Raw genomic sequence first — 20,699 nt, 5'->3', positions numbered from 1 at the left:
GCGCCTTTCCGCTCACCGCCACGGCCCGCGGGACGGAGGTCGGCAGGAGGGTGTCGGTGGCGCAGTCATCCCAAGTTCCGGTGACCTACGCCTCGTTCGGGGCGGCCGGTCGTGGGACCGGCCGCACCTGATGCGGGCGTCAGCGCTTCTCAACGAGTTTGGCGAGCTTGTCGATCGACATGCTCCAGCCCAGTTCGTTGTCAGCCGGTGACACTCCCGGAGGGAGGTTCTCGTGCACACCGGTCAAGTCGGTGCCGTCGCCAGCGTCCGCCAGCGTGTAGGTGATCGTCATCTCACCCTTCATGGCTGGGTCGTCGGTCTCGAACTCCAGCACTTGAACGACCGCGGTCTCGGGCACCAGCTTGACGAACCGGCCGTGAAACGTGTCGGTCCGAGCACTCGTCTTTCCCACGGTCGTGGGCACGTCGTAGGTCAGCGAGATCCGGAAGGCGCCGCCCTCGCGTGCGTCGAACGAGTGGACGTGGCTCGTCATCGAATCGGGCACCATCCACTGCTGGACGGCCTCCGCACTGAGCAGCGCACGGTAGACGACTGCACGCGGGGCCCGAAGGCGGCGGTTCAACCGAGTAGTGCCCACGGAGGAACTCTACTTACTTCGGCTCGTCACGACCGGTCGGTTCACCCGATGTAGACACTGGATCCGAAGGAGAGCGCCGTTCCGCCGGGTTGGATGATCTCCTGCACGTCTCCTGAGCAGTTCAGGTCCGAGTAGACATAGGCGATCCCGTCTGTCTGGTTGACGATCAGCGATGCGAGGGTTCCAGTCGCGAAGCAGCCGCTGGGGTTGTTGTGGCCGACGCCGTTGATGACGAGGTTTCCGGTGGCCGCGTAGGCGGAGCCTGGAATGGCGAGGGCGAGCGTTCCGGCGGTGACAACGGCTCCGAGGGCGGTAGCGATGCGTCGCATGGCGGTTCCTTCCGTGCGTCAGGGCCACTTCCGTTGCGTGGCCCACCCATCACCGACCGTATGGGCGGTCACCATCGAGGGGCACCGGTGCGTGGAAGTACCGGGAGCGGCAGTGGAGTTACGCGGATTCAGCAGGTGTGTCGGTGGGGCGCGGGTGCGTGTTGAGCCGGGGAGCGCAGCCTGCTCGCCCGTGCATCACTCCGGTCAGCTGCGGCGTTCGGCCCCGACCACCCGTTCGGACGATTTACGTCCAGCGAGGTGGATGGCGACGGTGGTGTCAGCGCGTCGGCCGTGGGTTTGAGCGGATTCGGTGTCGTGACGCCGTCGGTGACACGGATACGAGCACCGAGCACCAACTCCGTGCGCCAGAAGTCGGAGAAAGCCGTGCAGATACTGATCATCGCGACCGGCACCATGGGTGATGTCGCGCCGTACACGGGTTTGGGGCTCAGGCTACGGCAGGCGGGTCACCAGGTGGCGATAGCCACCCACCAGGGATTCGAGGACCTGATCCGCTCCTGCGGACTGGAGTACCGGCGTTTTCCGGGCGACCCCTGGCGGGCGGCCTCGACGATGGGGGTTCGTGTCGAACGGTCGGGCACCGGCCTTCCGCCGAGGCTGGCGGTGGCCCGGCTCATCCCCTCCCTGCTCAGGGACTGCGGGCAAGGTGTGCTGGATGCGGCCCGCCAGGGCGCTGACGTGCTTCTGGTCAGCCAGGGAGTGGCGCCCCTGGGCCGGGTCGTGGCGGAGGGGCTGGATCTGCCGAGCCTGGGGGTCTTCGTGGTGCCGCTCATGCCCACGGCCTCCTTCCCCCCGGTCGGCGTCAGTCTCAGGTCGCTGGGTGCGCGGGGGAACCGGGCCGCGGGCAATGTGATGATGTCCCTGGCCATGCGCTTGTACACCCCGGAGGTCCAGCGCTTACGCACGGAACTCGGCCTGCCCCGCCGCGGCGCGGGAATCCGCCGCGACATCCTGCGGAGTTGGCCCATCTGGCACGGGTTCAGCCGACATGTGGTTCCTCGGCCGCCGGACTGGCGCCCCGGCCTGGAGCTGTCCGGATACTGGTGGCCCGCGTCGCCTCGGCAGTGGCAGCCGCCTCCACAACTGGTCGACTTCCTCGGCGCCGGGCCACCTCCGGTCTATGTCGGCTTCGGCAGCAACGCTCCGAGCCACGGCGAACGGCTCGGCACGGTGGTCGTCTCCGCGTTGCGCCGCGCCGGTGTGCGAGGAGTGGTTCAGAGGGGCTGGGCGGGGATGGAAGCGACGGCCGACGGCGACATCCTCTCCATCGGAGAGGTGTCGCACGAGTGGTTGTTCCCCCGTACCGCCGCGGTCGTGCACCACGCGGGCGCCGGTACCACCTCTGCCGGGCTGCGAGCGGGGGTTCCTGCCGTGCCCGTGCCCTTCCTGTTCGACATGCACTTCTGGGCGGCGCGTCTCGTCGCCCTGGGCGTCAGCCCCTCGGTGGTGCCCTTCTGCGCACTCTCGGAGGAACGACTCGCCAACGCCATCACGATGGCCGTTCGCGACCCCGAACACCTGCGCAAGGCAAGAGCGGTGTCCTGCCGACTGGCGGATGAGGACGGTGCCGCTCCGGTGATCGAGGCGATCGACAACCTCGCCAGGTCGGCTTGACGGCCGACGCATCGCGGGCCCGCGACGCTCAGCGGCCAGGGCAGCGGCCTCCGTTGTGGCTGTCCGGGCGCCGAGCGGTGCGCGTCCGCCGCGGGCCGTGCGCCGAGAACAGAGTTGAAAGGAAGCCTCGGCATGAACCCGGGCAGACCATTCGAACCACCTTCGCAACCGCGCACGCAGTGGACCGCGAAGACCACCGCACCTCCCGCTTCCGCACGCCTGCCCTCGCTGACCGGTCTGCGGTTCGCCGCCGCGGGCGCAGTGGTCTACACCCACGCCAGACTGCTGGTCAGTCCGCACCTTGTCGGCACGTTCGGCCCCGAAGTATGGGTGAGCATGAGCTCTGTGTCGCTCTTCTTCATCCTGAGCGGCTACTTGCTCACCCACTCAGCGCGTCCGACCGACACCGCGTGGACTTTCTGGCGGCGACGCGCTGCCAAGATCCTGCCCAACCATGTGTTCACCTGGTGCGTCGCGGTGGCGGTGCTGGTGGGCGCTGGTGGCGTGGCCGCCATCAGCGGCGCCGGAGCAGCGGCCTTGGCCGCCAACCTCTTGCTGGTGAACACCTGGATTCCCAGCAGTCGTTTCGTGTTCGCCGGAAACCCCGTGTCGTGGTCACTGGCCGCCGAGATGTTCTTCTACCTGCTCTTCCCCGTGCTTCTGCCGAGGGTGGAGCGGCTGTCGCGGCGTGGGCTGCTGATCGGCTCGGCCATGGCGATCGCTGTCGTCTGGACCTGGCCGGTGCTCTGCGGGTTCGTCATCAACCCCGCGGGTGCCTTCTTCCCCGGCTACTGGTTCCTGTACGTACTGCCCGTCACGCGTCTACCCGAGTTCCTCCTTGGCATGATGGTGGCCCGTCTCTCCATGACTGGCGGTCGGCTTCCCCGGGTCGGTGCCGTGCCGGCCGGGCTCAGCGCGGTGGGCACGGTCGTCTTCAGCGGCGACCACCTCTCCCACCCCTTCATGTACGCGGCGGTGAACGTGGTGCCGCTCGCCCTCCTGGTCCACGCGACCGCGCGGCTCGACCTCGAGGGCAAGCCGTCGCTGCTACGCGCCCGACCAGTGGTGTTCCTCGGCGAGATCTCATACGCCATGTATCTCGTCCACGCGCTGGTGCTGACCGCGGCGTTCGTATCCCTGACCGATCGCGGATGGAGTCGTGGCGCCGCGGTCGTCATCGCCCTGCCCCTCGTCCCGCTTGCGTCCTGGCTGCTCTACGTGACGGTGGAGCGGCCGTGTATGCGTCAGTTCGCTACTGCGCGCCGATGTCATACGAGGGAGCCCTCGAACAAATGAACGCACAACAAAACTCCCGGTGGCCGACGGGCGTTGCCTGGTGGCCGCACCGCCCGCCAGCGGCGCCACCCGCGCTCAGGCAGGCACGCCTCACCAGGTGGCGGGGGGAGGCGTTTGGGGGTCCGGTGGGGGGCGCGTTTCGCTCGCGCGCTGGTCGTGCACCGAGCGCCGGTACCGCGCACCTGTCACCATGCATCGCCAAGCGTGTTCATGTGGATACATTGAGTGATCCTCGGCTCCTGCCGAGCGGAATGGCTTGGCGGAGCGTAAGAAGCCAGACGGCAACTGGTCGTGTATCAGCTTGGCTCGACAAGGAGAGGTCCATGCGGCTGGAACAGTTGACACCCGCACAGGTCGACCTGCTCATCGAGGCGGAATGCACCGCGGCCGAGAAGGCCGAGGTGAGGGCGGCGGTCCGGCAGTTGAGGGATTCGGTCTTCGCGTGTCTGAAGCAGTCCGCCGACCAGGGCGTCGCGGAAGGGCTGCTGCTCGCCGGCGATCTGCAGAGGGTCCGTGCGGGTTTCTCCCGCAAGGTCAACCGGATCGCCGAGTCGGCCCGGCGGCGTTACCTGGACCGAACCCTCCATGGCGGCGAAGTGGGAGACTCGTTGGGCAGCTGACGGGAAGGGGAAACGGGTGGTCGCCCCCAGTGCGCCGCGTGACGCGGGCGGTGCTGGTCTGTCAGGCTCTTGCGCCAGCCGTCGCGGTGGAGTGAATTCGCGCGGACGCGGGTGACCGGCCTTGCGGCGGTGTAACGGGACTCGCAACAAGGTGCTAGTGGTGGTAAAGGCGTGCGGGCGAGCGCCGGTTGGTGAATCTGCGGATTTCAGGGGGTGGAGCCACGGCGTGGGTGGTATTTTCCGAAAGGAGCCCGCTTACAACGGGCACAATGTTTATCCGGCGGTTCGTACCCGGGGCGCCGGGGGCGTCTTTCCAGTCGCCATGCTGAGGCGACCTGCACGGGTCCCGTTCGCCGTGATGCCTGACGAAACCTCTGCCGGGCAGATGTGGTGGTCGAGCTGCGCTCGATCGCTTACAGCCCGAAGCTATGGGCAGGATTGCGCAAGGGTGGTTTCGGGGCGCGTTGATGTACGGGGTGGTGAAGGCGGCGGCAACGCATATGCTGCCCACCACCTGACACCCATTCGCGCGGACGGTTAAGTAAAGTCTTGAGCCTCTTGGTATGTTCTCTTGGCATATGCCCCCATAATCAACCCGGGGGTGCGGTGTGTGTCGGAGTGCACGCAATTGAGGGGACCGCGGATGGAGATTTTAATTGAAGGGGAAACGACGATGTCGGCCCGATCGATCCTTGCGCGCCAGCCGAATGAACGGCTGCAGGCCCTCATTCAGGAAGCGGGAGTCTCCAACGCCGGCTTGGCACGACGCGTCAACCTGTGCGGGGCCGAGCATGGACTCGATCTGCGGTATGACAAGACGTCCGTCGGTCGATGGGTGCGTGGTCAGCAGCCACGCGGTCGGGTCCCCGAGATCATCGCCGAGGCCCTGGGGCGCAAGCTCGGAAGAACGCTGTCGGCCGAGGAGATCGGCATGGCAGGCGGCAAGAACCCGGCGTCCGAGGTTGGTTTGCACTTCGCGCCCACCGTGCCCGGCGCGGTCGAGCAGGTGTGTGACCTCTGGCGCAACGACGCGGGAGGCCGCAGTCTCGTGAGCGGGGGGACGCGTCCGGTATCGGCGTTGGTCGAGCCGAGTCGGGACTGGCTGATCACCGAGCCGGACACGGCCGTCGCGAGATGCGGTGGGGTGCGGGTGGTCGCCGCGGACGTGGCGGCGGTCCGGAAGGCGACGGAGTACGTGGTGGAGCTCGACCACCGGTTCGGCAGCGGACATGTGCGCCCGATCGTCGTGCACTACCTCGACAGCGTCGTGTCCATGCTCCTCACGGGCTCGTACGGAGAGGAGATCGGGCGTCAACTCATGACGGCAACAGCCCGGTTGACCGAGCTCGCGGGGTACATGGCTGTCGACACCGGCCGCCCTGGACTGGCCCAGCGCTACTACATCCAGGCGCTACGGCTGGCGCAGGCCGCGGGCCGCCGAGGATACGGCGGCTATGTGCTGGCGTCCGGGATGAGCCATCTCGCCGGGGCCCTCGGCAGCCCCCGGGAGGTCGTGCAGCTGGCGCGGGTCGCTCAGGAGGGTTCGCGTGGCCATGTCACGCCCACCTCGGAAGCGATGTTCTACGCGGCCGAGGCGCGGGGGCACGCCTTGCTCAGGGACGTACGGTCGTGCCAGGCGACAGCGGACAAGGCGATGGAGGCCCTGGAGCGCGGCAACGCGCAGGATGATCCGGAATGGATCAGCCACTTCGACAGGGCCTATCTGGCTGATGAGTTGGCGCACTGCCACCGCGATCTGGAGCAGCCGGAACTCGCCGCCCGGTGGGCCGAGGAGGCGCTGGCCGGACATCCGGACACGCGCGTACGGCGGCGTGTCATCGACATATTGCTCCTTGCCGGCGCGCAGCTGACGACCCGGGAGGTGGAACGGGCCTGCGCGACCGCGACGCGCGCCGTCGATCTGCTGTGCGGGTTGCGCTCCACCATCGGCACCGCGTACCTGGCCGAGTTCCGACGGCAGCTTGACCCATACAGACACGTGCCGGCCGTCAGGGAGTTCGAGGAGTGGCTTGAGGGACGTTCACTGGAGGCATGCCCGGTGAACGGATGTCTGACCCCTTGCGAAGAGCAGGGCCGCGTGCCCAGTCAGCGCCAAGGGCCGTGGGACGTCAGGCCGTGACCTGAACGCCGCCTACGGGACGCCGTCGGCGGGAGGAGGGAGAGAGGCTGCGTGCGACAGCGCGCCGACGGCCAGGTCGTTCCGGTCGCGTAGAGGGGGGATGGCGACCTGAACAGTCCTGACCGTCGGCTGTCCCTGCCCGCGCGTACCGTTCTCCGCGCGGGGACTGCTTTTCAGGTTTCCTGGTCGAACTCCTGGTGACGGCTTGGCGGTACGGGTACCGCCGCCCAGACCGAGCAGCTGCCGTCCGCGGCGAACCGCCTGCCCCAGCCGCGGGAGGCCCCGGCGACCAGAGTCAGTCCGCGGCCGTGGTCCCTGGCGCCGTCGGTACGGCTGTCCGGCCGACTGGACCACGTCCCGCCCTGATCACGCACCTCCACGTAGAGCACACCGCCCGCTTTCCACAAGCGGCAGGTGATGTGTGAACTCTCCGTGTGCCGGACCGCGTTGGTGAGGAGTTCCGAGAGCACCAGTTGGATGGTGTACCGCGCGTCCTCGTCATCGATCCGCGCCGTGTCCATCCAGTACAACGCGAGTCTTCGGCAGACTGGGACCGCCCGGTCCAGCGGTGGTGTGGAGATTACGAGGGGGGCTCCTGTCGGACGTCGGCCGAGCCGGGCCAACGCCTCCTCCGTATCGGGCCACTCGTTGATCTGCCGGACGGTGAGCTCGATCTCGTTGGCGCGCGTGGTCGTCGGCAACATGGTGACTTCTCCCGTGAGTTGGGGGGTCGGAAAAGAAGCCGCCTGCTACCTCTGGGGCCGGTCACCCCTGAAGGGTCGCAGTAACTCCTGGTGCGACTTCATGTGGGGGTTGGTGACACGCCTGCTCCGTATCGCCGTTCACTTGGCGGTACGGCTCCTCCGGTCGGGCCGGGGCGACGCCTTCCACGCCCGGGCCCGCCGGAGAAGCACCTCCGGGATGTCAGTGGAAGCAGCCGGGCACCGGTGATGGGCTACCGGCGCAGTTGGTCGGGGTGTTGTCGAAGACACCCGTGAGCACCAGGGACACCGTGCCGCCGTTGTTCAGGATGCCGCCGGGAGCGGTGGTGGCGTGGTTGTCCGTCACCGCGTCCAGGGTCAGTCTCACCGTTCCGCCGACGGTGGCGATGCCTCCACCGGATGAGCCCGCGCCGGTGGCCGAGTTGGAACCGAGGCTGGACAGGTCGCCGGTGACGCTGCCGCCGTTGTTGAGGATGCCTCCGCCCTGCGAGTCCGCGCCGGTGGTGGTGTTGTCATCCACACTGCTCGCCCGCAGCGCGGCGGTCGCGGAGGAACCGTTGAAGATTCCGCCGCCCCCGGTGGTCGCCGTGTTGTCGGTGATCCGGGTGGCGAAGGTGTTGAGTGTGCCGGTGTTGGCGACGCCGCCGCCGTTGCCGCCGGTGGAGTTCTTCGTGACCTGGACGGCGTTGAGTGTGAGGATGCCCGCGTTGCTGATGCCGCCGCCGTCGCCGGTGGGGTTGCCGCCGCTGACGGTGAGGCCGCCGAGGGTGAGTTTGCCGCCTGAGGCGACATCAAGGAGACGGAAGGTGGCGGTTGCCGACGGGGCGCGGGTGATGGTGTCACCTGAGCCGACGACGCGGATGTCGCCGGTGATCTGCGGCAGGCCGTCCTCGCCTGTGACCGGGGTGGTGATGGAATAGGTGCAGCCGGGAGTCAGTAGTAGCTCACCGCTGCCCGCTGTGTTCGCCGCTGTGATCGCGGCCTGCAGCGCCGTTGCCGAACACGGGACGAGTACCGGCTGCGCCGCCGCCGGGGTGGCCGTCATGAGCGCCGACGCGACCATGCCCGCTGACGCCAGGCCGATCAACTGGAATTTCCTGCGAGGATTCATGACCTCTCCTGTACGCACGCTGTGCGTGGCTCTGGCGAGACTCTTGTGCCTCTGTTCCCGAATTCGTCGGAGAACGCCTTGTGGTGTCTTCTGGAAACCGAGGTGAGGGCCTCTTGGGCCATCCGTCCCGCTTTCCTTAATTGAACCAAGTGGCCGATTATCCCGGAAGTCGCAGGGTGGGCAAGGTGGATAAAGAGGAGCTTTTCAGGAGTCAAGGAGTATTAAGTGAAGAATACCGTTCCTGGAATTCGGATGTCCCTTTTCCTGGGACGCGGCGGCCCGGACAGAGCGCCTGCGCGCACTGTCCGGGCCAGGTGATCGTCGTTTCGCACTACTTGCCGGCCAGCTCCAGGCCCATGTGCTGGGCCAGGCCGTCCGCGAGCGCTGCGAGTGTGGGGTGCTGCCAGACGAAGTTGCTCGCCAACTTCACGCCGAAGGCGGATTCGAGACGCACCCTCAGTTCCATGGCGAGCAGTGAATCGAAACCGAGTGCCTTCAGCGGCGTCTGCGGATCGACGGCATTGTCGCCCAACCTCAGAACGGCTCGGATGTGGTCGGAAAGGAAGGTCTCCAGTGCCGTACGGCGAGCCAGCCCGGCGGGCATTGCGGTCAGCCGCGCCCGGATGTCACTGGACTCCCCCGGAGCCGCGGCCGTTTGCTCCTCGCCCGGCAGGACGAGGCGGAAAAAGGCCGAACCGCGCCCGGCGCCGGGTACCCATGTGCTGGGTTCTCCCGGAATCACTCCGGTTTGCACCCGCCGGTGTGCCAGGAGGGCGTGCAGGGCTTGTAGGCCCTTTTCGGTGGGGATCGTCCGGTAGCCGCGGGCCGCGAAATCGGTGGCCACACCCGTTTCGCCCCACGGCCCCCAGTTGACGGCCAGAGTGGGCATTCCACGGGATGAACGCCAGGCTGCGAACCCGTCCAGCCAGGAGTTGGCGGCCGCGTAGGCGCCCTGGCCTGGATTGCCGAGCAGCGAGGCCATCGAGGAGAACACGGCGAACCAGTCGAGGGTGTGCCCCGCCGTGGCCCGATGGAGGTGCCAGGCGCCGGTCACCTTCGGCGCCCACACCTGACGCAGCTGCTCGTCGCGGATGTTGGTGACCGAGGCGTCGTGGAGGACCATGGCACAGTGCGCCACACCCCGCAGCCGCAGATCGTCGGCACGAGCGGCGGCCACCAGGCGCTCGGCGGTGCCGGGCACGGCGATGTCGCCCAGCGTGACCGTGACCTTGGTGCCTCGCGCGGCCAACTCGCCGAGCACCTGCGACGCGGCGGGTGAGGGAGGGGTGCGGCCGTTGAGGACGAGATGGGCGGCGCCCTGCTCCGCCAGCCAGCGAGCGGTCTCCAGCCCCAGCCCACGCAGACCGCCGGTGACGATGTACGACCCGCCCGGCCGCACGGTCAGCGGCCCGTCGGGCAGCACGGCGGCCGTTTCGCCGCTGTCGGGAACGGTCAGCAGCAACTTGCCGATGTGTCCGGCGCCGGCCATGAGCCGGAACGCGTCGGTGGCTTCGGAGAGCGGAAACGCCGTGCAGTACAGCGGTTTGAGTTTGCCGCCTGCGAACTCGGCCAGAACCTCACGCAGCACCTTGGCGAACACCTTGGGCCGACTTCTTTGCAGTCCGATCAGGTCGACGGCGCGCATGGTGATGTTGTGGCGGAACGGCTTCAGGCCCAGCGGGGTGTCGGCGATGATGTCGCGCACCCCCAACTCGATGAAGCGGCCGAACGGACGCAGGCACTCAAGTCCCGCCTGGATGGCGGCTCCTGACAGGGAGTTGAGCACGACGTCCACGCCCTCACCACCGGTGGCCTCGCGCACCGCGGCGCAGAAGTCGAGCGTCCGGGAGTCCATCACGTGGGGGATGCCCATGGCGTGCAGATGTCGCCGCTTCTCCTCGCTGCCCGCGGTGGCCAGCACTTCGGCGCCGAGCAGTCGAGCGACGGCGATCGCCGCGAGGCCGGTTCCCCCGGTGGCCGAGTGGATCAGCACCCGTTCTCCCTGGGCGAGACGACCGACGTGGCGCAGGGCGTACCAGGCGGTGAGGAACGCGATCGGCAGCCCGGCCGCGGCGATCGGGTCGAGCCTGCCGGGAATCCGCGCCACCGCGACCGCGGGAACGGTGACGAAGGAACCGAAGGCGCCGCCCCGCAGGTCGACGGTGAGTACCCGGTCACCCACTCGCACATGGTCGACGCCCCGTCCGACCGCGGTGACCACCCCCGCGCATTCGAAGCCGATCCGGTAGCGGATGTCCTCGTCACCCGGCAGCAGGTCCATGGCGGTGAGGACATCGCGGAAGTTCAACCCCGCGGCCGTCACCCGCACTTCGACCTCGCCACTGCCCGGCGGACGCCGTCCCGTCGCCGCGATTTCCAGACTGTCCAGGTCACCGGGGCGTCCGACACGCAGCCGGAACCCGTCCACACCGTGGTGGACCGTGCAGGCCGCGGCCTTCTTCCGCTCGGCACTCGTCAGCGGGGCGCTCGCCAGTTGGGCCACGTAACGATGGCCGCCGCGCAGCGCGACCTCGTCCTCGGCGCCGTCCGCGAGGAGTTCGTCGGTCACGGCCGCCCACTCGGGGTCATCCGGGTCCGCGTCCACCCAGGTCGCCCGCACGTCCGGGTGCTCAAGTGCCAGTACGCGCACCACACCGCGCAAGGCGCTCGGCCCGAGGTCCGTCGTCTCCCCGGTCGCCACGGGGCGGGCGCCGCGAGTGACCACGAACAGCCGCGGCGCCTCCGTCGAGTTGGTGGTGACCGCCTGGGCGATGCCGAGCAGTCTTCGGGTGCGCCGTAGTGAGACTTCGGGATCCGCGCTCGGTTGTTCCGCGCACACCACCAGCACGCCCCGGGGCGGGGTGGGCAGGGTCGCCAGTCGGCGGGCGAAGGAGTCCCGGACGGAGTCGAGCTCCGCGTCGTCCAAGGCGGCGTCACAGACCTCGGCCTGCGCCCCGGCAGTCCGTAAGGCGGCCGCCAGCCCGTCCGCGCCGCCGTCCGCCTCCCCGATGACCAGCCAGTTCCCCGGCCGCTTCGCCGGCGTTGACGCGCGGTGCTCGGCCCTGTGCCAGCCGACCTCCAGGAACCACCGGTCGACCTCGGCGTTCTCCTGCGCGGCCCGGCGGGTGAAGAGCAGACCGTCGATGGCCAACACGGGCTTGCCCGCCTCGTCGAGCAGACGTACTTGTCCGACGAGGGCGTCCCTCGTCGCGTCCACCAGGCGGGCGTGGCAGTAGGCCGCTTCGGCGGGGTCACCGAGCAGCCGCGCCGCCTGCATGCGGACCGGCAGGACCAGCCCGCGGTCGCCGTCCTCCTGGGTCAGTTTCGCCACGACGAGTTGTGCGCACTGGTCGACGAGCACCGGGTGGATCCGCAGCGAGGGATCCGGTCTCCGAGCCGCTTCCGGAACGTGCACGCGGGCCCAGAAACTCTCGCCTCGGCGCGAACCCCGCAGCTCCTTGATACCGCTGAACGCGGGACCGTGCTCCAGACCGCGGCTGCGCAGACTCCGGTAGAACTCGGCGGGATCGAGCGAGACCGGGTGGCGCATGGCCAGCGTGACCGTGGACGCCGCGTGCGGCTGGGCCGGTGTGTACAGTCGGCGCAGCGTCGCGGTGGCCAGCAGCGTCCACTCTCCGCTGTCACCGTGTCCGAACACCTCGCACGCCGCCCGGTCCGGGGCGGCCATGGTGACGGTGGTGCTGATCGGGGTCCGCTCCCCGAGTCGCAGCAGTTCGTGGAACCGCAGGTCAGTGACCTCGACTTTCTCCGGGGGCTCGGCGAACGCCTCGCAGGCGGCGCTCAGCGTGACGGCGTAGTAGGCGGCACCGGGGAAGACGGGTGTGCCGTGGACCCGGTGGTCCGCCAGCCACGGCAGCGGTGCCGTACCCGCGTCGCCGTGCCAGCAGTGGCGGACCGGCTTCCCCGGCACCTCCGTGTGGCGGCCGGGCAGTGGACTTCCCCCCTGGTCCGTCCCCAACTCGGCTCGGGCTGGGGGAGTTTCGACCCAGTGGGGCTTTCGGTCGAAGGTCATGGTGGGTACGTCGACGAGGTTGCCGTCCCCGTACAGCACCGACCAGTCCACCTCGACCCCTGCGCAGTGCAGCGCCGCCAACTGGTTCCGGAAGGTGCCGGGTTCGTACTCGCCGCGGCGCAACGTCGGCAGCACCACCGGGTTCTCGACCAGGCCGGCCAGGTTGCGGCTGACGGAATGGGTGACCACGGGGTGCGGGGCGATCTCCACGAACACCTGGTGGCGGTCGGCCGCGGCGGCGGCCACGGCCGCGGCGAACCGCACCGGTCGTCGCAGGTTCGCGCACCAGTACTCGGCGTCGAAGGCGGGAAGACTTCGCGGATCGTCGAGCACGGTGGAGTAGAAGGGGATCTCCGGGCGGTGCGGCGTCAGATCGGCGCACCCGGACCTGAGGTCATCGAGGAGTGGTTCCACCTGGGGGGAGTGGGAGGCGACGTCGACAGCGATCAAGGACGCCGGAACACCTCGGCTTTCCCAGTGCGCGACCAGCCGCTCCACCTCCTTGGCGTCGCCCGCCACGACGGTGGAGTCGGGTGCGGCGTGGACCGCCACCGCCACCGAACCGACGGCCGCCAGCTCCGCCTCCACCGCGTCGGCCGCCTGCCCGACCGTAGCCATGGCACCGGCTCCGGCGATCCGGGTCAGCAACTCGGACCGTCGGCAGATCACGCGTGCGCCGTCCGCCAGGGAGAGCGCACCGGCCACCACGGCGGCCGCCACCTCGCCCATGGAATGGCCGATGACCCCGGCCGGTTGGACGCCATGGGCGCGCCAGAGGGCCGCGAGTGCCGTCTGTAGGGCGAACAGCATCGGCTGCACACGGCCGCAGCCGGTCACCGGCCCGCCGAGCCGGACGGCGTCGAGGACGGAGAAGCCGGACTCCGCGGCGATCAGTGTGTCGGCCTCCGCCAACGCCGCGGCGAACGCCGGTTCGCCTTCCAGCAGGCCGCGTCCCATGCCCGGCCACTGTGAGCCCTGTCCGGAGAAGACCCACACGGGCCGACGGGAGACCGCGGCACCCACTGCCCCCGCGAACACGCCTGGGTGCTCCCGTCCGACCGCGAACGCCCTTAGCCCGTGGAGGAGTTCACGGCGATGGGTGGCGACCACGCCGAGCCGTCCACGCCCCGCGCTGCGACGCACGGCGAGGGTATGGGCGATGTCACGCAGTGGCACGAGGGCGCCGTCGTCCTCAAGCCAGTTGGCGAGTCGCCGCGCCGCGACCGGCAGCACGGCGGCGGATCCCGCCGGGACCACGAAGACATCCGGCGGTGACTGCGGCGCCTGCCGCGGATGCGGCACCCGTCGGTGCGCTGGTGTGTTGGATGCCTGTTCAAGCACCACGTGCGCGTTGGTTCCGGAGAACCCGAAGGAGGACACCGCGGCCAGCCGCGGCGGGTTGCGCACGGGCCACCGGGTCAGTTCGGCGGGCACGAAGAAACGCGTTCCCTCCGCGTTGATGGCCGGATTCCATCGATTGAAGTGCACGTTGGGCGGGATCAGGCCGCGGCGCAGGCAGAGCACGGCCTTGATCAGACCGGTGATGCCGGCGGCCGGTTCCAAATGACCCACGTTGGTCTTGACCGATGTCAGGGCGCACCGGTCCGAGCCGCTGCCGTACACCCGCGCCAGGCTGGCGAACTCCGTCGGGTCCCCGACCGGGGTGCCCGTGCCGTGGGTCTCGATCATTCCCACGTCGCCTGGCTGCACTCCGGCCCTGGCGAGCGCCTCGCCGAACAGGGCCTCCTGGGCGGCGGCCGAGGGCGCGGCCAGGCCATCGGATCGACCGTCCTGGTTGACCGCGGATCCGCGTACCACAGCCAGGATGCGGTCGCGGTCCCGGACCGCGTCGCTGAGGCGTTTCAGCACCGCGATGCCGCATCCCTCACCGCGAACGAATCCGTCGGCCGCGGCGTCGAAGGTGTGGCAGCGCCCAGAGGACGACAGCATGCCCATCCTGGTGAACGACAGCGTGGTCCTGGAACCGATGATGAGGGTGACGCCTCCGGCAAGGGCCAGGTCGCATTCGCCGGCGCGCAGCGCCTGGCAGGCCAGGTGGACGGCGACCAGCGAGGACGAGCAGGCCGTGTCCAACGCGACGCAGGGGCCGCGCAGTCCGAGCAGGTAGGAGATCCGCCCGGCGGCGACACAGTGCCCGTTGGTCAGGATCGAGCCTTCGAGTTCCAGGGGGTGTCCGGCGAGACGATCCATGTAGTCGTTGTAACTGAGCCCGGCGAAAACCCCCGTGGACGTGCCGTCGAGCCGGTCCGGGACCAAACCCGCGTGCTCCAGTGCCTCCCAGGTGACCTCCAGCAGCAGCCTGTGCTGTGGATCGAGTACATCCGCCTCGCGCCCCGACACACCGAAGAACTCGGCGTCGAAGTTTGCCACGTCGCGCAGGAAGCCGCCTCGGGAAAGCCCCGTGGCCTGACCGGTCCACTCCGGCCACAGGTCCTGACGTTCGCGTGGTGGTGCTCCGACGGCCTGACGCCCCTCGGCCAGCAGACGCCACAACGCGGTGGGCGAGTGGACTTCGCCCGGAAGCCGACAACCGAGGCCGACAACGGCGATGCGCTCTGATGGTTCGCTGGGCGTGGTCATGTGCTGGCTCATCGGGGACTCCGTACTTGGTTCGGTGCTGCGTTGTGCCGGTCCAGCGGGGCCGGAAACGGTCACGCGGGGCGGGCCGCTGTGCGCGGCACCGGCCCTCAGATGGGTTCCGCGGCGGCTAGGCGGCGTCCGGACTGCCCAGCAGGATCACGTTCTTGACGCCGCCGACCTGGTAGTTGAAGGTCAGCGCGTAGTCGAAGTCGAGCGGCCGGGTGCGCATGCCCGGTACCGGATCGAACGTGAGGCCGTCCGCGGGCTGTTCGCAGTTGGCGGTGGGGCACACTTGGCCCTGCTCCATCATCAGCAGGGTCAGCGCGACACCAAGGCAGCCCGCGGGAGCCCCGTTGTGGCCGAAGCAGCCCTCCTGAGAAGTCATCAGGACCGATGACCCCGGGCCGTACAACTCCCTGACGGTGTTGGTCTCGAAGGCCGTCACCACCGGGTTGCCGTCGCTGCCGCCGTGGACGTACGGAACCTGCTCGATGTGCCACCGGTTTCCGAGGCACCTGCGCACCGCCGCCACCAACTCGGTGCCCGAGTCGTCGGACGCCAACGGGTTCGCCAGGCCGTCCCGGCTCATGGCGGTCGCGAGGACCTGGCCGTAGACCCGGGCGCCGCGCCGCTCCGCGTGTTCCCGGCTTTCCAGGACCAACGTCGCGGATCCCTCGCCGTGGTTGATGCATTCGGCGCGTCGGTCGTACGGCCGCATGAGGGCGTCGAAGGACGGCACGAATTCCGGCATGCCATCCGAACGGATCGACTCGTAGGTCTGTTGCGCGCCCCGCAGAAGGCGTTGGATGTTCTGGATCAGGCCGATGTTGAAGACGTCGACTCCGGTCACCACCGCGATGTCGACCTCGCCGTTGGCGATGAGCCGCTGGGCGTTCCCGACCTGCACGGCGGAGGAGGCGCAGCCGCACGACACCGTGAAGGCGGGGCCGTTGGAGCGCGTCATGGCTCCCTGCACCAGTGCGACGTCGGACGGGGTCACCGCCTGTTCCGCGGCGACGAAGAGTTCCATCGCCTCCATGGCCGTGGTCTTCTCCGGATCGGCCCGCTGAACCGAGAGGTAGCTTTCGATGTTGGCGTCCACACCGCCGCGTCCGACCAGGATGGCCGCGTTGCTCAAGTCGCCCGCGCGGAAGTCGAGTTCGGCGTCGGCACACGCCTCCGCGAGGGAGACGAGGCCGAAGCGGTGCGCTGAGGTGTAGTGGCGGGAGAAGAACGACGGGATTCCGGGCAGGCGTTCGTCGAACATCGCGGGGGACAGGTTCACCGAGCCGTAGTAGATCTCGTCCCGCACCAGGCAGGAAAGGCCGTGGGCGGCGACGTCCCACACCTGTCCGGCGGTGAAGACGGGTTCAAGGTGGCCGGGCAGGCAGAAGCCCATGCCGGTGACCATCGCGTTCCGTGCTCTGGGGCCGCCCTTGGCGGTAACCGCCGAACCGCTTGGCGTAATCATGTCGTGCTCCTGAGGCAGCGAGGCAGCATCTTCGTGGTTCCTCTGCTAATTCGACCTATGTCGTCGTTGACACGTGAACTGCCGCTACTCCGCAATGAACGTGCGGCAGCGCCATCGATACACCGGGACCTGCTCGCCAGCCACTTCCGCGTATTCCTCGGTGAATTCGAAGTGCTCGTACCCGTTGCCGTGGGGCACCTTGACCTGGCTCTGATCCTCTGGGGCCGGGGCCGTCCACACCCGTGGAGTCCCGGGTGGGCCGCCGACGAGCACCACGTATTTGTTTCGAGACATGATGCGCCTCTCGGTGGATCAGGTGGCGAGTCCCCTCTTTTGCCGACTCCGAATTGGCTGTTAAAAACGTTACCCGCTCCGGCGGTCGACCCGAAAGGTCGCGTGGGGATCGGTGTGGGTTGCCCATGGCGTCTTCGTGGTGAAAGTAGTTCGGTGCGACGGAGGCAGTCACCGTCAACTGGGCTGAGATTAGCGGGATCGGTATGTGTGAACCTGTCCGGACGAGGAGAGGGATGCCTCGTCCGGACAGGGGCTTGTGCTGAGCAAGGCGCCAAGTGCGGCAGTACCGTCGGGGCCGCTTCGTTCTCGGACGCCTCGACCGCTCTATTTCACGGTCTGGCGCATCAGCCGGTGCCGACAAGCGGCACCGGCTGATGGATCCAATTCCTCCACCGAGGGTGCCCATCGCGGCACCGCGGCTTGTCCCGCCGCCAGGCTCCAGGTCGGGTCGGCGGTTGGGTCGGGTGCCACGCCCCCCGGGGAGGATGGGCGGCCCACCGGTTTGGATGTGACTATTAATTCACCGCGTTGAATCCGTCGGCAATGGGCTTGGGATGAAGTCACCCTAATGGAAGAGCGCATGTCATGGGGTGATTTCGTGCACTACCGTGTGCACCACGGTAGTGAGCCCCGCCATATGTCGGCAGGTTGGAATTACTCATCGCCAACTCCCATGCTATTCAAGGGATTTCGCGGCACGAGGCCGCCTGCTCGCGGAAATGTCCCCTGAAGGCGTCAGCCCCCGCCGGAGGACCGGCGGGGGCTGACGTCATCGGTGACGGGGCGTCACGGGGAGGTGTAGGTGAAGCCGCCGGGCACAACGGCGGAGCCGACCGGGGTGGTGACCGTAACGGTGGCGTTGCCGACCACACCGGCGGGCGTGAGCCCGAACACCGCGGTGCCGGCACCGTTCACAACGATTCCGGTGGCCGGGTTGCCGTTGAAGGTGACCGAGGTCGTGCCGGACAGGTTGGTTCCGGTGATGACGAACGCGGTCCCGCCTGCGATCGAACCGCTGGGCGGGACGATACCCGTCACTACCGGCGCCACCGCGGCGGTGTAGGTGAAGCCGCCGGGCACATTGACGGAACCGGCCGGCGTGGTGACGGTCACGGTGGCGTTGCCGACCGTACCCGCCGGGGTGACGCCGGTCAGCACGGTACCGGTGGGGTCGACCGTGACACCTGTGGCGGCGTTCCCGTTGAACGTGACCTTCGCTCCGCTGAGGTTGGCGCCGATGATGGTGAACCCGGTGCCGCCGGTGGCCGGGCCGCTTGTCGGGTTCAGGGAGAACACGACGGGAGGCTGCGCGCCCAGGTAGGTGTACATGGCGGGCGCGCTCGGGCCGGACGCGGTTGTGACGACGACCGGTACGGTCCCCGCGGCGTGGGCCGGGGCGAGAGCGATGATCACCAGCCCGATCGGGTCCTGGAAGAGGATGGTGGCCGGCGTGCCGCCGAAGGTGACCGACACGGCGTTGGCGAGACCCGAACCGAGGATCAGGACGGGGTTGCCACCGGTGGTGGGTCCGGACGTCGGGACGATCAAGCCGATACTCGGCGCGGCCAGAAGGCCGGGAAGCAGGGAGGCCGCCCCGGGCGCCTGGATGCCGTATGGCACCACCGATGTCGGGATGTGGGTCGGGATGGACATGGGTGTCCTCCTCGTTGAGGTGGAAGGTGGAACGGTCGGCCGCCGCACACCGTTGGGGTGCTTGCACGCGGTGGCGGTGAACCGGTGCCGCTGCGACGCTCCTGACTTCGCGGAGCATCGGCGGACATGGCCGGTGGCCGAATGAGAACCAGTGGTCGTCGGGCCCCCGCGCACTGCGGAGGGGACCGGGTCGAACCCGTAACGGCCGGGAGGAGATGGGCGGTCAACCGGCCGGGTTGATCCCATTAGCCCATAAGAAGTTGATCCCGGACAAGGGAGCCGGCGTCGGTTCACCCGAACAGCGGGAGCGTCCGCCCCCGGTGCCCTGACCACCAGTCGCACAACTGCGTGTCACCTCAGCACCGTGTGCTCCGGACACCACCTCGTGCCACTCCGGAACACTCGCCGCTGCGAGCAGCAGGCACCCCTTGACGGAGGTGAACTGCCTTGAGCAACCGTCTACTTGACGTGCTGGGAACGCTCCTTGCCGCCTTGCTCGCCCAGGGAACGGTGTCCGACGACCCGGCCCGACCGCTGACCTGCAAACATCCCCAGGTCAGCGGGGCCACAGCTCTATGTCCATCACCGTGCTGAAGGACTTGCGGAGCCAGCGGCGTGGTCATGTAGGGCCGTATCGCTCAAGACTGAGCGGGCCCGGGCCACGGCTGATTCCCAGCTCTCGGTGACCGAGCGGAGGAAGGACAGATTGCCGGCAGGAAGCTGGGCTGTCAGCTGCCGACGGGCTCGCAGCAGTATCGAAGGGAGGTGGGTGTGGCTCGCGCACTGCCCGTCGGCGACGGCTACCGCGATCTCCAGACGCCGGAAGCCGGAACCGCTCGCTCCCTGTTCGTGCTCCCGCCGCAGACGGGTCACGGCGGCCTCTGGACTGGCATACGGGTAGCCCGCCTTCGCCATACAGACGCGCCACCGGGCGAGCGCGGCCTGGTAACTGGCGTCCTGCAAGGCCTTGCGACTGAGCTGGTCGTCGAGCTGCTGGGGCACGTAGGAGATCGCCGCCCACGCCTGCACGTCACCGGCCAGTGCCCGCCGGGCACGTGCGACACATCCCGCCGTGGGCACGGCGGCCCGGCCCGTTCTGTACAGCGCGACCGCGGTTCTCGGCGCCCCCGGTCCGAACTGCACGTCGTTGAAGCGCTTCTGGTCCCTGGAGGACAGCGAGGAGACGTAGGCGTTCGGGTTCGCGGTGGCCGCGGAGCTATCGCCGGGTGTCGATATTCCGTAGCCATGCTGCTTACGCCCGTCGAGGTCGATGGCAGCGGCCTCGTTCTCGGGCACCGGCAACGACACCCTCGGGATGGAGGGAAGGCGGAACCCCGCTGTGCTCAGGCATTCCCTGTCCAACTGGTCGAAGGCCGCCTGTAGTTGTGCCGCCCCCGTCGGCCAGCGGCCTGATCTGGTGGCCAGGTCCGTCATCGTGGTGGACACCCCGGCGGGCTCAGGACCGCGGCCGGTCGACTGCGTGGCCGCTGTGCAGCCGACCGCTCCCGCTACCAGGGCACATCCGGTCAGGAATGCCGCGGCGGCCTTGCCGATCAACTGGGTGTGCACCAGTGGTTGGAGCTGATGCTGTCGTTGAACGACGGGTCGTTGTAGCCGGTGGCGAAGTCATCCACCCGGTCGCCGATGGACAGGCTGTGGTAGCGGCCGGTGTATCCCGCGTCAGTCCAGAAATAGACCGTGCACTGGGTGCCTTGGTTCTCGATGGAGCTGATGCAGTCGTTCCACGTGCCCGGATACGCGGTGCAGCCGGAACTGTTCGACAGGTTCATGTAGTTGGAGTTGTTGCCGGACACCTTGCCCATCGCGCCGCCCCGGTACGAATCCACCCAGAAACAGGCGTAGCCACTGCTCACCGGGCAGGTGTTGATCTGGGGAGTGAGCGACGTCGTGCCGACTCGCGGTGCCGCCGTAGCTGCGGAGGCTTCGGCAGTGGCGCCGCAGCCCAGGGAGACGGCCGCTGCCAGGGCCGCCACGGTCCCGGCTACTTGTCTCTTTCGCATAGCGCTCGTTCCTTTCGGAAACCTCGAAGGGATCGCAGGGCTTTCGGCAGTGCGATCAGGCGCGTGCTGTGACACGCCGATGCTGCCTCACTCGTGTCGGTGCGCACACCGGGAAACTGGCCATCCCACAGCGGTGGGCTGCTGCTGCAACGTCCACGTCACCGGAGCCGTTCTG

General features: G+C 68.6%; 13 protein-coding genes and 1 pseudogene. 4 read left to right on the top strand and 10 right to left on the bottom strand.

Translation table 11 applies throughout. From position 1 onward, the window contains the following. Window positions 1-139: 139 nt before the first annotated feature. Entirely contained in the window at window positions 140-598 is a 459-nt protein-coding gene (locus tag O5O46_RS08775; RefSeq protein WP_269854739.1) for an SRPBCC family protein, read from the bottom strand. A 41-nt stretch (window positions 599-639) separates the two neighbouring features. Beyond that, a complete protein-coding gene (locus O5O46_RS08770; RefSeq protein WP_269854738.1) occupies window positions 640-927 on the bottom strand; it encodes a hypothetical protein in 288 nt (95 codons plus the stop codon). A gap of 384 nt (window positions 928-1,311) precedes the next feature. Here O5O46_RS08770 and O5O46_RS08765 point away from each other — a divergent pair, with 384 nt between their 5' ends. From O5O46_RS08765 to O5O46_RS08750, 4 genes and pseudogenes are all read left to right on the top strand, one after another. Next, window positions 1,312-2,562 carry a glycosyltransferase gene (locus O5O46_RS08765; RefSeq protein WP_269854737.1) on the top strand — a complete coding sequence of 417 codons (1,251 nt, stop codon included), beginning with the start codon at window positions 1,312-1,314 and terminating at the stop codon, window positions 2,560-2,562. Window positions 2,563-2,694: 132 nt separating this feature from the next. Beyond that, entirely contained in the window at window positions 2,695-3,858 is a 1,164-nt protein-coding gene (locus O5O46_RS08760) for an acyltransferase family protein (RefSeq protein ID WP_269854736.1), read from the top strand. 323 nt (window positions 3,859-4,181) lie between these two features. Continuing rightward, the gene (locus O5O46_RS08755) at window positions 4,182-4,478 is read left to right on the top strand and encodes a hypothetical protein (RefSeq protein WP_269854735.1); all 297 of its coding nucleotides are present in this window, start codon (window positions 4,182-4,184) and stop codon (window positions 4,476-4,478) included. Window positions 4,479-5,151: 673 nt separating this feature from the next. After that, window positions 5,152-6,498, top strand: a pseudogene (locus O5O46_RS08750) (transcriptional regulator); the annotation flags it as partial. A 293-nt stretch (window positions 6,499-6,791) separates the two neighbouring features. Here O5O46_RS08750 and O5O46_RS08745 read toward each other — a convergent pair. The 8 genes from O5O46_RS08745 to O5O46_RS08710 form a co-directional block, all read right to left on the bottom strand. After that, entirely contained in the window at window positions 6,792-7,322 is a 531-nt protein-coding gene (locus O5O46_RS08745) for an ATP-binding protein (RefSeq protein WP_269854734.1), read from the bottom strand. Between the two features lie 220 nt (window positions 7,323-7,542). Continuing rightward, on the bottom strand, window positions 7,543-8,451 hold the full coding sequence (locus tag O5O46_RS08740) for a hypothetical protein (protein WP_269854733.1): 909 nt from the start codon (window positions 8,449-8,451) through the stop codon (window positions 7,543-7,545). 331 nt (window positions 8,452-8,782) lie between these two features. After that, the gene (locus tag O5O46_RS08735) at window positions 8,783-15,097 is read right to left on the bottom strand and encodes a type I polyketide synthase (RefSeq protein WP_269854732.1); all 6,315 of its coding nucleotides are present in this window, start codon (window positions 15,095-15,097) and stop codon (window positions 8,783-8,785) included. Window positions 15,098-15,212: 115 nt separating this feature from the next. Further along, window positions 15,213-16,556 (bottom strand): beta-ketoacyl synthase N-terminal-like domain-containing protein, encoded by a 1,344-nt coding sequence (locus O5O46_RS08730; protein WP_269854731.1) that lies wholly within the window; start codon window positions 16,554-16,556, stop codon window positions 15,213-15,215. A gap of 84 nt (window positions 16,557-16,640) precedes the next feature. Next, window positions 16,641-16,850 carry a DUF5988 family protein gene (locus O5O46_RS08725; protein ID WP_269854730.1) on the bottom strand — a complete coding sequence of 70 codons (210 nt, stop codon included), beginning with the start codon at window positions 16,848-16,850 and terminating at the stop codon, window positions 16,641-16,643. Window positions 16,851-17,636: 786 nt separating this feature from the next. Beyond that, the gene (locus O5O46_RS08720; RefSeq protein ID WP_269854729.1) at window positions 17,637-18,503 is read right to left on the bottom strand and encodes an IPT/TIG domain-containing protein; all 867 of its coding nucleotides are present in this window, start codon (window positions 18,501-18,503) and stop codon (window positions 17,637-17,639) included. 582 nt (window positions 18,504-19,085) lie between these two features. Further along, window positions 19,086-20,072, bottom strand: a complete 987-nt coding sequence (locus O5O46_RS08715; protein WP_269854728.1) for a hypothetical protein — start codon at window positions 20,070-20,072, stop codon at window positions 19,086-19,088. After that, window positions 20,057-20,524 (bottom strand): peptidase inhibitor family I36 protein, encoded by a 468-nt coding sequence (locus tag O5O46_RS08710; RefSeq protein WP_269854727.1) that lies wholly within the window; start codon window positions 20,522-20,524, stop codon window positions 20,057-20,059. The genes O5O46_RS08715 and O5O46_RS08710 overlap by 16 nt, the downstream gene beginning before the upstream one ends. Window positions 20,525-20,699: the final 175 nt, after the last annotated feature.

This window comes from Streptomyces sp. RPT161 (assembly GCF_027533845.1).
GTDB classification, from domain to species: Bacteria; Actinomycetota; Actinomycetes; order Streptomycetales; family Streptomycetaceae; genus Streptantibioticus_A; species Streptantibioticus_A silvisoli_A.
Note: the sequence above shows the minus strand (reverse complement) of the source record. Positions and strands in the feature narration are given on the sequence as shown.